The organism is Microbacterium sp. NPDC087868, assembly GCF_044900755.1.
In the GTDB taxonomy this organism is placed as follows: Bacteria; Actinomycetota; Actinomycetes; order Actinomycetales; family Microbacteriaceae; genus Microbacterium; species Microbacterium galbinum.
The window spans coordinates 322,432-336,145 of record NZ_JBJDNO010000002.1; the positions used below are offsets into that span (position 1 = coordinate 322,432).

Here is a 13,714-nt window from a genome sequence, read left to right on the forward strand (position 1 = left end):
TTGAACCGTACGTTTCGTGCGACAATAGTCGTATGAGTGAGATCGCCATCACCGAAGCGCGCGGCCGACTGGCCTCGATCGTCGACGAGGCGCGCACGGCCCCCGTCTATCTCACGAGACGGCACCGCCCGGTCGCAGCGGTGGTCGATCCCTCGCAACTCGCGCAGCTCCTCGAGGATGCCGAAGAACTCGCCGATATCCGTGCGGTCGACGCCGCGTGGGAAGAGACGCAGAGGCTGGACGAAACTCCGATTCCGTGGGACGAGGTCAAGCGCGAGCTCGGCCTGTGACGTACGAGATCCAGTTCCTACCGGCGGCAATTCGGGAGATCAAGAAGTTGCCGCCAGAGGCGAAGCGTCGAGTGCAAGCCGTGATCGAGCTGCTGGCCGAGGATCCGAGGCCACCTGCTGCGAAGCGTTTGACCGCGCGTCCGGAATGGCGGGTGCGCAGTGGCGACTACCGGGTGATCTACCGCATCGAGGATGCGGTACTCACGGTCGTCGTCGTGTCGGCCGGGCATCGACGAGAGATCTATCGGTGATCACCGGACTCCCCGCGCCCGCCATAATCGAAGGGTGACTGCGACTGCAACCCTTCCCTCGCTCGATGGCCGCCGCTTCCGGATGATCTCGTCCACGACCTCGGCGGTCGACCCCGAGGCTCCGAGCATCTTCGAGTATTTCGAGAAGGACGGTGCGATCTGGGGCGGGTACACCGGCGACACGGTGACCTTCGGCAAGTTCGTGGGAACCCGCACCGCCGACACGATCTGGGTGTCGTTCGTGCACGTGCTCGTGGCCGACGGCCAGGTCGTCACGGGCGACGGGGAGAGCGAGCTCGAGCTCACCGACGACGGACTCATCCGCCTCGTCGAGCACTACGAGATGCACGGCCTGCCGCAGCTGAGCGTGTGCGAGGAGATCCCCGCCTGACCGGGTCAGCGGGGCGGCAGCGCGTCGCGCCCGGGGGACGCCGGCGTCCAGCGGGTCATTCCGAGGGGGATCTCGGCGTGACGCTCGGGGATGTCGGAGGGCAGCAGGTAGGGCCGACGGATGACCTCGTCGAGCACCACGACGCTGACGACGGTGCGCACCTCGGGCAGCTGCGCGATCACCCCGGTCGAGAACTCGTGCACGCCGCTGACGTCGACGGCGCGGATGAGCAGCATGGCATCGTGCTCGCCGGTCGTGATCGCGCACCACTCGACGTCGGGCATCTCGCTCACGCGATCACGGAACGACGCCCAGGCCTGCGGCAGCACCGTGACGAAGACGAGGGCGCCGATGGAGAGACCCGCCTTGGCCTGATCGACCCGGGCGCTGAACCCGGTGATCACGCCGTCGCTCACCAATGATTCGACTCGCGAATAAGCGCTGGCGCGGGATATCCCCACCCTGTCGGCGAGTGCGGCGATCGAGATGCGACCGTTATCACGGAGCACTTCGAGAATCTTGTACGCGATCTCGTCCAACCCGGTGGCACTTCGTCCAGAATGCTTCGATGCTTCAGCATCCTTGCTGGACATATTGCTCCCCACGGTTGATGATCTGGACAGACCGTGTCGGTCATCCCGACACTTGCTGGACACATCGTCGCATATGATGCGAATCTGATCCACGGTCGTCCACACCAGTGGCGGCCGACACCCGAATGTACTCCTCGCCCTTGGAGGCTCACATGTCGTCACGCCGCACTCTGCCTGCGCTCGCGTTCGGAGCGGTCGCGCTCCTCGCGCTCGCCGGTTGCTCGGGAGGAAACTCCGCCAACAACGGCGATGACTCGTCGGGCTCCGGCTCGCTGGTCATCGACACCGCGTTCTCGATCGAGACGACCGACCCGGGTCACACCTACGACCCGACCGGCAACATGATCGCCAAGGCGATCTACGAGACCCTCGTCGACTTCGAGGGCTCCGACGTTTCGACCCCGGTTCCCGGACTCGCCTCCTGGGAGCAGAACGACACCGCGACCGAGTTCACGTTCACGCTCGAGGGCGACCGCGTCTTCTCCGACGGCACCCCGATCGAGGCGAAGGACGTCGTCTTCTCGCTGCAGCGCATCCAGGGCATGGAGGACGCCAAGCCCAACTTCCTGCTCGCCGGCATCACGATCACCGAGGTCGACGACAAGACGATCACCTTCACGTCCGAGACCCCGCTGCTGCAGCTGCCCGCGATCCTCGCGAACCCGGCGCTCGGCATCGTCAACTCCGACGTCGTGATCGAGAACGGCGGCGCGACCGACGGCTCCGACAGCGCGCAGAGCTTCCTCGACGGCGAGTCGGCGGGCTCCGGTCCGTTCGTGCTCGACACCCTCGACCTCTCGTCGCAGGTCGTGCTCACCAAGAACGACGAGTACAACGGCGACGAGGAGTCGGCCTACGACCGCGTCGTCGTGCGCAACGTCTCGGAGAGCGCCACGCAGCTCGCCAACCTCAAGGGCGGCGACTCGATGGTCGCGATGGACCTGAACGGCGACCAGGTCGCGGGCCTCGGCGATGACCTCACGGTCGACTCCGTGCCCTCGGGCCAGACGATCTTCCTGCTGCTCAACCAGGGCGAGGCGGGAGGCGACCTCGCGAACGTCAAGATCGCAGAGGCGATCCGCTACGCGCTCGACTACGACGCACTGCTCGAACTGGCCGGTGCCGGCGCGGTGCAGGCGACCGGCGTCATCCCGCCCGGATTCGAGGGCTCGCTCGACGGCGGCGTCTCGCAGGACCTCGACGCGGCGAAGGCCGCTCTCGCCGAGGCCGGCTACACGGGCCAGACCCTGAAGCTGCAGTTCCCGAACGACTACCCGGTCGGCGGCGTGGAGTTCACCCCGCTCGCCGAGCGCATCCAGGCGCAACTCGAGGATGCCGGCATCGCGGTGGAGCTCGCCCCGGCGCCGTTCGCCACCGAGCTCGACGCCTACGTCAACGGTACCGAGGGCTTCGGCCTGTGGTTCTGGGGTCCGGACTACGCGGACTCCGCGAACTTCCTGCCGTTCGGCCCGGGCCTGAAGGTCGGCCTCCGTGCCGGCTGGGCAGCCGAGGCGAACCCCGAGATCGCCGAGATCGCCGCGAACGCGGCCAGTGCGACGGATGCCGACGAGCGCACCGCCCTGTTCACCGAGTTCGCCGAGGCCATGCAGGCCGAGGGTCCGTTCGTGCCGCTCATCGTTCCGGGTCGCAACATCGCCTCGGCATCCGCCGTCTCGGGCGCCGTGTACAACTCGGTGTGGGAGATGGACATCGCCGAGATCACCCCGGCCGGCTGAACGGATAACGACGCATGACAACGGTGGCGGTGCAGAGACAGGCGCGCAGGCGTCGGTCTCCCCTGATCGGATACCTGCTGCGGCGGGCCGGCACCTCCCTGCTCCTGTTGGTGGGCGTGACGATCGTCACGTTCCTGCTCACCAACCTGGTGCCGGGAGACCCGGTCTCGGCCGCGCTCGGTGAGGGCGCATCGCAGAACCCGGCGACGCGAGAGGCGTTCATCCGGGAGCACGGACTCGATCAGCCGTTGATCGTGCAGTACTTCATCTATATGGGGAACCTGCTCCGCGGGGACCTCGGGACGTCGCTGGTGACCGGCCGTGCGGTCACCAGCGACCTCTCCACCGCCGTGCCGGCGACGATCGAGATCGCCATCGGCGCGATCATCCTGAGTCTCGTCGTCAGCATCGTGCTCGGCACGCTCGCCGCGTACCGTCGCGGACTCGTGACCGACCAGGTCATCCGCGTCGTCACGCTCGTCGGCCTCAGCGTGCCGACCTTCTGGCTCGCTCTGGTCAGCTTCTACGTCTTCTTCCTCGAGCTGCGCATCGCCCCCGGGTCGGGCCGCATCTCGCCGTCGATCACCCCGCCGCCGCGCGTGACGGGTCTCTATACGGTCGACTACCTGCTCAACGGCGACGCCGTCGGCTACTTCGACGCCCTCGCCCACCTCGCCCTGCCGGTCATGGTGCTGTCGCTCGTCACGATCGGGCTGCTCACCCGCTTCATCCGCACCTCGGTGCTCGAGGTGCTGGGCAGTGACTACGTGCGCGCCGCCCGCGCCAAGGGCCTCCCCGCGATGCGCGTCATCCTCGACTACGTGCTGCGAGGAGCATCCCTTCCGATCCTCACCGTCGTCGGCGTCGCCTTCGGAACCCTGCTCTCGGGCACCGTGCTCGTCGAGTCGGTCTTCGCGTGGCCGGGCCTGGGCACCTACGCCTACAACTCCGCCGCGAACCTCGACCTGCCCGGCATCATGGGCGTCGGCCTCGTGGTCGGGTTCATCTATCTCCTCATCAACTTCGTCGTCGACATGCTCTACGGCGTCCTCGACCCGAGAGTGAGGATCGCATGAGCCGCATCGACGCCGCATCCGGGCCCTGGCGGTTCCGCTTCCGCTGGCCGCGCGCCTGGCGCACGCCCCTCGGCATCATCGGCACCGTCATCGCCGGTGCCTGGGTGATCGTCGCCTTCACCGCGCAGTGGTGGGTGCCCTACGGCCCCAACGCGCAGATCTTCCCGCGCCTGCAGGAGCCCGGGGTCGAGACCCTTCTCGGCACCGACGGCAACGGCCGCGACATCTTCTCGCGCCTCATGACGGGTGCGACCGTGAGCCTGCCGCTCGCGCTCATGCTCGTCGTCGCCGCCATGATCATCGGCACTCTCATCGGTGCGCTCGCCGGATACTTCGGGGGCTGGGTCGACGAGACGCTCATGCGCATCACCGACCTCTTCATGGCGTTCCCGACGGTGATCCTCGCGATGGTGGTCGCGGCCTCCCTCGGACCGTCGCTGTTCAACGCGGTGATCGCGGCCATCGTCGTCTCGTGGCCGCAGTACTCGCGTGTGACCCGCAGCATCGTGCTCGGCCTCCGCGGGCAGAACTACGTCATCGCCGGACGCCTGCTCGGCCACTCGCCGCTGCGCACGCTGTTCGTCGACATCCTGCCCAACATCGCCGGCCCCGTGCTGGTGCTCGCGACGCTCGACATCGGTGCCGCCATCCTGCTGCTGTCGGGGCTGTCGTTCCTCGGCCTCGGCGCGCAGCCGCCCACGGCGGAATGGGGTTCGATGATCTCGTCGGCCATGCAGAACTTCGACGCCTGGTGGCTCGGGGTCTTCCCGGGTCTCGCGATCCTCACGGTCGTGCTGGCGTTCAACTTCCTCGGTGACGCGATGCGCGACATCCTCGACCCGATGGCCGAAGTGACGCACGAGAAGCAGACCGAGAAGACGGATGCCGCGGGGGTGCCCGCATGACCGCGCTGAGCATCCGCGATCTGACGATCGACATCGGCCGCCCGCTCGTGAAGGGGGTCTCGCTCGACCTCGAGGCGGGCCGCATCCACGGTCTCGCCGGCGAATCCGGCTCGGGCAAGACCCTCACCTCGCTCGCCGTGCTCGGACTGCTGCCGCGACAGGCGAAGACCGGCGGATCGATCACCCTCGCGGGCGAGGAGCTCGTCGGGCTCACGCGTCGGGCGATGAACCGCGTGCGCGGCAAGCGCATCGCGATGGTGTTCCAGGACCCCTCGGCATCGCTGCACCCGCAGCTGCCCGTCGGCCGCCAGCTCACCGACCACATGCGCGTGCACCTCGGTCTCCGCGGTGCGGCGGCCCGCGAGAAGGCCGTCGAACTGCTGCAGACCGTGCAGGTGCCGAACCCCGCCGAGGCGCTGAAGCGCTACCCGCACCAGTTCTCGGGAGGTCAGCGCCAGCGCATCGCGATCGCGTGCGCCCTGGCCTGCGACCCCGACGTGCTGCTCGCCGACGAGCCGACCACCGCGCTCGACGTCACGGTGCAGGCCGGCATCCTGCAGCTGCTGCGCGACCTCGCGATCGAGCGCCGGCTCGCCGTGCTGCTCGTGACGCACGACCTCGGCGTGATGAGCGCGATCGCCGACGAGGTCGCCGTCATGAAGGACGGCCTGATCGTCGAGAAGGCCGATCGCGAGACGCTGTTCCGCGACCCGCAGCACGAGTACACGCGGATGCTGCTCGCCGCACTGCCCGGTTCCCGCATCGAGGAGGACGCTGATGAGTGAGGTCTCCGTCCTCGACGCGCAGGACATGGTCGTGCGCTACCCGGGCAACCCGCCCGTGATCGCCGTGAACGGGGTGTCGATGACCGTCCCCGCGGGCGAGACCGTCGCCCTCGTGGGCGAGTCCGGCAGCGGCAAGTCGAGCTTCGCTCGCGCCGTCGTCGGCATCGAGAAGACCGCGGGAGGGACGGTGCTGTTCAACGGCGCACCGGTCTCGCCCCTCGGCATCCGTCGACGCTCGATCGCCCTCACCGGCATCCAGATGGTCTTCCAGGACCCGTCGACCTCGCTCAACCCGCGCCGGCGGGTGGGCGACCAGATCTCCGACGGCATCGCCACCGCCCGAGCGCGCGGTGCCGCCGGATCCACCGTCGAGGAATGGCTCGAGCGCGTCGGTCTGCCGACCTCGGTCGCCTCGCGCTTCCCGCACCAGTTCTCGGGCGGGCAGAAGCAGCGCATCGCGATCGCCCGGGCGCTCGCCGCCCGGCCCTCGCTGCTCGTCGCCGACGAGCCGATCTCGGCCCTCGATGCGTCGACCCAGACCAGCGTCGCCGGCCTCATGCGCGACCTCGTGGCGGAGTCCGGCGCGGGGATGCTCTTCATCTCGCACGACCTCGCCGTCGTGCGACGCATCGCCGACCGCACGTTCGTCATGTACTCCGGGCGCGTGCTCGAGTCGGGGCCGACCGATCGACTCTGGGCCGCGCCCCAGCATCCGTACACTCAGGCGCTGCTCGCCGCGATCCCCGAGCCCGACGGGGCCGGTCGTATCCCCGACGCCCCGTCGACCGAGGACCGCGAGGTGTGGTCGGAGATCCCACCCGTCCTGAACTGACGCGACGCAGAAGGGCCCGGCATCCGTGGTGGATGCCGGGCCCTTCCTCGTCGCCGATCAGATCGGGGCGACGATGTCCTGCTTCACGTCCCAGTCGGTGATCTCGAGGACCGACTCGATCGCCTGACCCTGCACCTCGGTCTTCGTCGAGGTCGCGAGCATGATGTAGTCCGCGGTGACCTCGAAGGTCGCGTCGACCTCGACTCCCTGCGTCTCAGCGGTACCGGTGACGAGGTAGACCTTCTGGCCGAGGCGCTCGCCGGTGCCCGTCACGGTGAACTCGCCCGAGAGAGCGGCGGCCGCCGTGGCGGGATCGAGCGACGCGGCGTTCTGCGCGGCCGTGCTGAGCGCAGCGATCACGGGGTCGCTGGCGTTCGGGTCGGCGGCCTGCCATTCGCTGGTCGGGCTCTTCACCCAGGTGTCGTCGCCGATGATGATCATCGAGCCCATGTCGGAGATGACCTCGGTGGCGTCGTTGGCCGAGTCGTAGCGCGCGGTCGAGACCATTCCCATGGTGGTCGACGTGGCCGCATAACCGGCGGATTCCTTCATCCGGTCAGCCGAGCAGGTGCTGAGGTCGGCGATGTCGATCGTCTCGCCCTCTTTCAGCTCGGGGCAGTCGGATGCCGTCGACGTCTCCTCCGACGACGAGGAGCTGCTCGAGCTGCTGGGCTTGCTCTCGTTGCCATTCCCGCTCGGTGCCGAGCATCCTGCCAGCAGGATCGCGGCGGCGATGACGGCTCCGGCCTTCCACATGTTGACGCGCATGGCGTCCCCCCTTCACGTGGCCGATGACGGTCACCGGCCACCGCAGACAAGCATGCCAAAGGGCGAGAGTCACGCGCGGTGGAAGCTCAGGGTTGCGTCCGCTAGACTGTCCAGGTTGTCTGCCTTCTGGCAGGCACGTTCACACACCCTCCTGCTTTCGAGAAATCCTCGGAAGCCGTTCTAGTCCGAAGGAGGTGGGTAAGTGACGCACCAGTACGAACTCATGGTCATTCTGACCCCCGAGATCGACGAGCGCCAGGTCGCACCTACGCTCGACAAGTTCCTGAAGGTCATCACCAACGATGGTGGCTCGATTGACAAGGTCGACATCTGGGGTAAGCGCCGTCTGGCCTACGAGATCCAGAAGAAGAACGAGGGCATCTACGCCGTCGTCAACTTCACCGCTACCAGCGAGGCCACGCAGGAGCTCGACCGTCAGCTCAAGCTGAACGAGCAGATCATGCGCACCAAGGTCCTCCGCTCGGAAGAGGCTCAGGCGATGGTCGCTTCGGAAGCCAAGCGCTCCGAAGAGAAGGCTGCTCGCAAGGCCGCCAAGGCTGCGAAGGCCTAAGTCCCATGGCCGGCGAAACCGTCATCACCGTTGTGGGAAACCTCACGGCCGACCCCGAACTGCGGTACACGCAGAACGGGCTGCCGGTGGCGAACTTCACCATCGCATCGACGCCTCGGAACTTCGACCGTGCCGCGAATGAGTGGAAGGACGGCGAAGCGCTGTTCCTCCGCGCATCCGTCTGGCGCGAGTTCGCCGAGCACGTGGCAGGTTCACTGACGAAGGGTATGCGCGTCATCGCGCAGGGCCGTCTGCGTCAGCGCTCCTACCAGGACCGCGAGGGCAACCAGCGCACCGCGATCGAGCTGGAGGTCGACGAGATCGGCCCCTCGCTCCGTTACGCGACCGCGCAGGTCACCCGTGCGGCCTCGAACGGCGGTGGCGGCGGAGGACAGTCTCGCCCCGCACAGCAGCAGCAGGTGTCGGAGGAGCCGTGGTCTACCCCCGGCTCGTCGACCAGCGCCGATGCCTGGAGCACTCCGGGCAGCTTCGGCGACGACACCCCGTTCTGATCAACACTTCTGGATCCGCCCCTTCGGGGGCGGCATCCGCTCATAACTAAGGAAAAACCATGGCTGGAAAGTCGAGCGGCGACCGCCGCAAGCCGCGGAAGGGTGGCAAGCCCACCGCTCCCGCGAAGTCGATCCGGGTCGGAGTCATCGATTACAAGGATGTCGCCACCCTTCGCAAGTTCGTCTCGGAGCGCGGCAAGATCCGTGCCCGTCGTATCACCGGTGTCTCGGTGCAGGAGCAGCGTCTGATCGCCACGGCGATCAAGAACGCGCGCGAAATGGCGCTCCTGCCCTACGCTGGCGCCGGCCGGTAAGGGGTATCGAGATGGCAAAGCTGATTCTCACGAACGAGGTCGCCGGGCTGGGTAGTGCCGGTGACGTGGTCGAGGTCAAGAACGGGTACGCCCGTAACTACCTCATCCCCCAGGGCTTCGCTACGGCGTGGACCCGTGGTGGCGAAAAGCAGGTCGCATCGATCCAGGCCGCGCGTCAGGCACGCGCGATCCACGATCGTGACGACGCTGTCGCACTGAAGAACGCCCTCGAGGGCACCAAGGTCCGTCTGGCCGTCAAGGCCGGCGCCGCTGGTCGTCTCTTCGGCTCGGTCAAGACCGAGCACGTCGCAGACGCCGTCGCCGCTGCGGGCCTCGGCTCGATCGACAAGCGCAAGGTGCACATCACCTCGCCGATCAAGTCGACCGGTGACCACGAGGCCACGGTTCGTCTGCACGACGACGTGACCGCAGTCATCACGCTGCAGGTCGTCGCCGCGAAGTAATTCGCGACACCGTTCGAACGCCCTCTGTCCTTCGGGACAGGGGGCGTTCGGCGTTTCCGGGGGCGGTGGCATGGGAGGGGTGTGCACTAACTCAGGAAAAGCGCGGGCTTGGGGGTGGTTTCGGGCTGATTCGGGGGAGTTCGGTGCGGTTCTTCCTGAGTTAGTGCACATGCGCGGTGCATGAGTTCTCAAGAGGCGAGCCCGAGAGCGCGAGGACGGGCGATACCGGGGCAGATGAACGGATTCGAGGAGCTGTGAAGGGTCGGTTCCGTCAACGGAGGCCGAGCTCGGCGGCGCGGGACGGGTGCACGGGCAGGTCCGGGTCGACGTCCACCGCCCGCGACCATCCCCCGTCACCGAGGAGCAGACCGAGATGCTGCAGCGCGCCGACGGCCTCGTCGAGCGCCGAGACGAACTCCGCTCCCACCTCGTGTCCCCGAACGAGCGAGACGATGACCCGAGTCGTGGCGGCATCCTGCTCGCCCGCCCAGACCACGACCACACCGAGCGCGGATAGCGATCCGATGCGGCGCGTGACGAGCGAGAGCCCGGTCCCTCCGAACAGCACATCGGCTGTGAGAGATCCCCGTCGGTAGTAGCGCACTGCACCCGTCGCCGTGTCGACCGAGCGAGCGCGGAAATGTGCGGCGGGAATCGCGCGGTCCAGTGCGCGGAGGACCATCGGCACGGCGTCGGTCGGGACGGTGAAGGTGCGCGCCCCGCGCAGGGTGCCGCGGCGAATGTGCCGGTCGTCCACCATCGTTCACCACCTGCCCCATTCCTGTCCGCAACCGTCGCGGAGACGTCTTCCGCCTGGAGTCTATGGCGCGCGGAGATGGTTCCGAGCGCACCGTCGGGGGTGGGCGGGAGCCGCCACGGTTCACAACTCCGGAGATTTCGATCGGATGCGGTCGATACGCGCCCGCGGGCTTCGATGCCTGGTCCGTTCCCGGAGTTGTGAACGGGCGCGACGGATGCCCCGTGCTGGGGGCACGGGGCATCCGCCCTTGCAGCCGCGTCGGAGGTCGACGCCGGGCTGGGGACCCGGGGGTAACTCGTCGCTCCCTCGGCGACGCGGCGCGCCGGTGGTACGGCGCCTCCTCCCTCCAGGGCGCCGGACCACCGGGGTCCGCGTTACGCCGTGCGACGGCGCAGCAGGCCCGCTCCCGTCAGGAGCAGGAGAACCGCGACGAACACCGGGGCGAGCGACGCCGCGCCACCCGTGGTGGCGAGGGCGTCAGCTCCTCCGGACGAGGTCGCCATGCCCGCGGCCATCGTGCCGCCCGAGCTCGGTCCGACTCCGGCGTCCGTACCCGGCGTCACACCGGGGTCGGTTCCCGGGTCCGTGCCGGGGTCGGTGCCAGGGTCGGTGCCAGGATCCGTGCCGGGGTCCGTGCCGGGATCCGTGCCGGGGTCCGTGCCGGGGTCGGTCCCAGGATCGGTTCCCGGGTCCGTGCCGGTCGGGGTCGTCACCGTGCTGTCACCGATCACCGAGATCGCGTTGTCGCCGATCGTCACCGGCAGCGTGATCGGAAGGCCGATCTGCGTGCCGCCGAGGATGCCGTCGTCTCCGGTGGTGGTGCTGCCGGTGGCGGGGGCGCCCGGGCCGGTGCCGGTGCCGGTGGTGCCACTGACGTTGCTGTCTCCGGTGAGGGAGATGGCGTTGCCGGTGACGTCGATGGGGGCGGTGATCGGGGCGGTGACCTGGGTGCCGCCGAGGATGCCGTCGTCTCCGGTGGTGGTGCTGCCGGAGGTCGGGGCACCCGCGGCCGTGCCGGTGCCGGTCGTGCCACTGACGTCGCTGTCTCCCGTGAGGGAGATGGCATTGCCGGTGACGTCGATGGGTGCGGTGATCGGGGCGGTGACCTGGCTACCGCTCAGAACTCCGTCATCGCCGGACGTGCTCGTCCACGGTGCCGGAAGCGCCGTGAACTCACCCGGTGCTGCCGGTGCTGCCGGTGCCGCCGGTGCCGCGTCGCCACCCGCGACATCGCTGTCTCCGAGAAGGGAGATCGCGTTGCCCGAGACGTCGACAGGAACAGAGATCGGCGCGATCACCTGGGTGCCGCCCGCGATAGCGTCGTCACCTGACGTGCTCGGGGCGACGGCATCCGTCGGTGCGGTCGTGGGTGCCGGTGCCGCGGCATCCTGACCTGCGGTTTCGCTGTCTCCGAGAAGGGAGATCGCGTTGCCCGCGACGGTGATCGGCACGTCGACGTGCACGAGCGCCTGGGTGCCCGAGAGCAAGCCGTCGACGCCGGTCGTGGTGACCGACGGGGCCGGCGCGGCGGGAGCCGGGGCCGGAGCCTCGGCGGGCGCCGCCGCCTGCTCGCTCGACGAGTCGCCGAGCAGGCTGACGGAGTTGTCGGTGACGGTCACCGGAACGGTGACGTTCACGACGGCCTGCGATCCGGATGCCGTGCCGGAGTCGCCGTTCGTCGTGGCCGCCGGCGCCGGTGCCGGGGCGGGGGCTGGTGCCGGGGCAGGCGCAGGTGCGGGTGCCGTGGCCGGAGCCTGCTGCGCGGAGGAGTCTCCGAGCAGGGAGATCGCGTTGTCGACGATCGTGACCGGAACCGAGACCGGAGCCTCGACCTGGGTGCCCGAGAGGACGCTGTCGTCTCCCGAGGTGTCTGCCGCGTTCGCGGCCGTTGCGCCGAGCAGGGTGATCCCGCCGGCGAGAAGCGTTCCCCACAGGGCCCGCTTGAGGTAAGTACGCATGATGACTTTCTCCTTGACTGGACTGGGGTGTCTGATGTGGGTGCGCGCGAAGATGTGCGCGCGCAGCACGGCATCTGTCGTCCTCGAGGGGACGACGTGACGACCCGTCAGTCGGGGGAGACGTCGGTGTCGGCGACCAGCGACGTCGGCAGGACGTCGTCGGATGCGCCGGAGGTGCGCTCCTCGGCACGGAGCGCGGGAACTCCCGCGTCGGTCAGACCGGCGGGAGAGACAGCGGATGCTCCGCCGGAAGTGGCGGAGGAAGACGGTGCGAGCGGCCCGCCGAGAGGAGCCGTGGCGGGGCCGGAGGCATGGCCGGACGCGGACGCAGTGGTGGCCGGAGCAAGGGCATCGACGGGCGCGGAGAGCGCAGACTCGTCGAGCGGATGCCGGGGCGCGGGCGTGAGCGTCGACACGGCGGTGGCGCCCGCAGCCTCCACCGGCACCACGGTCGGAACGGCCGCGAATCCGGGATCGGGGACCACGACGGGCGGAAGCACGACGGGCGGGAGCGACTCGGTCGGGTCGAGCCCGACCAGCACCGGGGGCACCGTGCTCTCGACGACCTCGCCGACGATGCCCGTGGTGTCGTCCACGACACCGGTCACATCGTCGAGGAGCTTCGTGACGCCGAGGTCGCGGAGCAGCCCGCCGACCACCGGCAGTGCGGCGACGGCATCCTGCACGGGATCGACGATCTGCGACACCGGGGCGTCCTGCAGCAGGTCGGCCACCGGGGTGACGACGGCCTGTGCGGTGTCGGTGACGGTCTCGACGACAGGGGTCGCGACATCTCCCACGACGGGCACCTCGGCGACCGTGTCGGTGACGTCTTCGACGACGGCGGGGACGGTCTCGGGAACCGGAACGACCACGTCGTGCACGACCGGGGCGACGACCTGGTTCACGACGGGCGCGACGACCTGGGTGACGATCGGCTCGGTCACGGCGGTGACGGTGTCGCCGACCGTGGAAACGGTGCCGGTGACGAGGGACGACACTTCTCCGAGAAGGGAGGGGTCTTTCTGCTCGTCGGCCTGAGCGGATCCGCCGCCGGTGAGGACGGTGATCGTCGCCCACGCGAGCGCTCCCAGACCGCCCCACAGGGCGATCGCGGGTACGCCGCGACGGGTTGCTCGAGCGTTCACGTCGACTTCCCCCTCCGAAAGACGATCGTTCCGACGCGCTCTGCGTCGATACCGGGTGACGATACTCCCGGTATATCGCGATGTCCATACCATCTCGCGCCGATCCGATGACACCTTCCGCAGGATTCCGCGCGTGTCGCCGTGTGACGCGCCCGGCGAAACTCCGGCTTGACTTTCCCCAAGTTCTTCACATGTGTCTTCGAGATGAACAAACCTTAAATGTGCAGTTGAAGCCCGTTCTCATCCACAGGGTGAGGAAACAGGAAACCCCCGGTCCAGGCGAAAAAGAAAGTTTGAACTCGGGGTACTCCACCGGGTTATCCACATGCGTTGTGCACAGACTCTCCGGACTTGTTCGCA

The 13,714-nt window shown here is 68.5% G+C and carries 17 protein-coding genes; 12 read left to right on the plus strand and 5 right to left on the minus strand.

Annotated elements, in window-relative coordinates:
• The first annotated feature begins 32 nt into the window (after nucleotides 1-32).
• From ACI2JZ_RS06955 to ACI2JZ_RS06965, 3 genes are read left to right on the plus strand one after another with little or no spacing between them, the layout of a single operon-like run.
• Nucleotides 33-290, plus strand: coding sequence for a type II toxin-antitoxin system Phd/YefM family antitoxin (locus ACI2JZ_RS06955; protein ID WP_247633440.1), 258 nt, complete (start codon nucleotides 33-35; stop codon nucleotides 288-290).
• Nucleotides 287-541, plus strand: coding sequence for a type II toxin-antitoxin system RelE/ParE family toxin (locus tag ACI2JZ_RS06960; protein ID WP_404596998.1), 255 nt, complete (start codon nucleotides 287-289; stop codon nucleotides 539-541). Before ACI2JZ_RS06955 ends, ACI2JZ_RS06960 begins: the two co-directional genes overlap by 4 nt.
• 34 nt (nucleotides 542-575) lie before the next feature.
• On the plus strand, nucleotides 576-932 hold the full coding sequence (locus ACI2JZ_RS06965) for a hypothetical protein (protein WP_247624080.1): 357 nt from the start codon (nucleotides 576-578) through the stop codon (nucleotides 930-932).
• A 5-nt stretch (nucleotides 933-937) separates the two neighbouring features.
• Here ACI2JZ_RS06965 and ACI2JZ_RS06970 read toward each other — a convergent pair whose 3' ends face one another.
• Entirely contained in the window at nucleotides 938-1,525 is a 588-nt protein-coding gene (locus tag ACI2JZ_RS06970) for an Lrp/AsnC family transcriptional regulator (protein WP_281731253.1), read from the minus strand.
• 152 nt (nucleotides 1,526-1,677) lie between these two features.
• On the opposite strand from ACI2JZ_RS06970, the gene ACI2JZ_RS06975 reads away from it, so the two are divergent.
• From ACI2JZ_RS06975 to ACI2JZ_RS06995, 5 genes are read left to right on the plus strand one after another with little or no spacing between them, the layout of a single operon-like run.
• Nucleotides 1,678-3,261 (plus strand): ABC transporter substrate-binding protein, encoded by a 1,584-nt coding sequence (locus tag ACI2JZ_RS06975; protein ID WP_247624081.1) that lies wholly within the window; start codon nucleotides 1,678-1,680, stop codon nucleotides 3,259-3,261.
• Between the two features lie 14 nt (nucleotides 3,262-3,275).
• Nucleotides 3,276-4,337 carry an ABC transporter permease gene (locus tag ACI2JZ_RS06980; RefSeq protein ID WP_247624082.1) on the plus strand — a complete coding sequence of 354 codons (1,062 nt, stop codon included), beginning with the start codon at nucleotides 3,276-3,278 and terminating at the stop codon, nucleotides 4,335-4,337.
• Entirely contained in the window at nucleotides 4,334-5,242 is a 909-nt protein-coding gene (locus ACI2JZ_RS06985; protein ID WP_404596999.1) for an ABC transporter permease, read from the plus strand. Before ACI2JZ_RS06980 ends, ACI2JZ_RS06985 begins: the two co-directional genes overlap by 4 nt.
• Nucleotides 5,239-6,027, plus strand: a complete 789-nt coding sequence (locus ACI2JZ_RS06990; protein ID WP_336641434.1) for an ABC transporter ATP-binding protein — start codon at nucleotides 5,239-5,241, stop codon at nucleotides 6,025-6,027. The genes ACI2JZ_RS06985 and ACI2JZ_RS06990 overlap by 4 nt, the downstream gene beginning before the upstream one ends.
• Entirely contained in the window at nucleotides 6,020-6,859 is an 840-nt protein-coding gene (locus ACI2JZ_RS06995) for an ABC transporter ATP-binding protein (protein WP_404597000.1), read from the plus strand. Before ACI2JZ_RS06990 ends, ACI2JZ_RS06995 begins: the two co-directional genes overlap by 8 nt.
• A 57-nt stretch (nucleotides 6,860-6,916) precedes the next feature.
• On the opposite strand, the gene ACI2JZ_RS07000 is transcribed toward ACI2JZ_RS06995, so the two are convergent.
• On the minus strand, nucleotides 6,917-7,627 hold the full coding sequence (locus tag ACI2JZ_RS07000; RefSeq protein ID WP_404597001.1) for a hypothetical protein: 711 nt from the start codon (nucleotides 7,625-7,627) through the stop codon (nucleotides 6,917-6,919).
• Nucleotides 7,628-7,829: 202 nt separating this feature from the next.
• On the opposite strand from ACI2JZ_RS07000, the gene rpsF reads away from it, so the two are divergent.
• The 4 genes from rpsF to rplI are packed head-to-tail and all read left to right on the plus strand — an operon-like array spanning nucleotide 7,830 to nucleotide 9,488.
• On the plus strand, nucleotides 7,830-8,198 hold the full coding sequence (gene rpsF / locus ACI2JZ_RS07005) for a 30S ribosomal protein S6 (RefSeq protein WP_029264265.1): 369 nt from the start codon (nucleotides 7,830-7,832) through the stop codon (nucleotides 8,196-8,198).
• A gap of 5 nt (nucleotides 8,199-8,203) precedes the next feature.
• Entirely contained in the window at nucleotides 8,204-8,710 is a 507-nt protein-coding gene (locus tag ACI2JZ_RS07010; RefSeq protein ID WP_050723584.1) for a single-stranded DNA-binding protein, read from the plus strand.
• A gap of 59 nt (nucleotides 8,711-8,769) precedes the next feature.
• Nucleotides 8,770-9,024: a 30S ribosomal protein S18 gene (rpsR, locus tag ACI2JZ_RS07015; protein ID WP_017829850.1), complete on the plus strand. Its 255-nt coding sequence runs from the start codon at nucleotides 8,770-8,772 to the stop codon at nucleotides 9,022-9,024.
• 11 nt (nucleotides 9,025-9,035) lie between these two features.
• Complete coding sequence (gene rplI / locus ACI2JZ_RS07020) at nucleotides 9,036-9,488, plus strand: 50S ribosomal protein L9 (protein WP_247624087.1); 453 nt, start codon at nucleotides 9,036-9,038, stop codon at nucleotides 9,486-9,488.
• Nucleotides 9,489-9,759: 271 nt separating this feature from the next.
• Here the strand turns inward: rplI and ACI2JZ_RS07025 are convergent, their stop codons facing one another.
• The 3 genes from ACI2JZ_RS07025 to ACI2JZ_RS07035 form a co-directional block, all read right to left on the minus strand.
• Nucleotides 9,760-10,248: a hypothetical protein gene (locus ACI2JZ_RS07025; protein WP_404597002.1), complete on the minus strand. Its 489-nt coding sequence runs from the start codon at nucleotides 10,246-10,248 to the stop codon at nucleotides 9,760-9,762.
• Nucleotides 10,249-10,622: 374 nt separating this feature from the next.
• Complete coding sequence (locus tag ACI2JZ_RS07030; protein ID WP_404597003.1) at nucleotides 10,623-12,206, minus strand: chaplin family protein; 1,584 nt, start codon at nucleotides 12,204-12,206, stop codon at nucleotides 10,623-10,625.
• 107 nt (nucleotides 12,207-12,313) lie between these two features.
• A complete protein-coding gene (locus ACI2JZ_RS07035; protein ID WP_404597004.1) occupies nucleotides 12,314-13,354 on the minus strand; it encodes a hypothetical protein in 1,041 nt (346 codons plus the stop codon).
• Nucleotides 13,355-13,714: the final 360 nt, after the last annotated feature.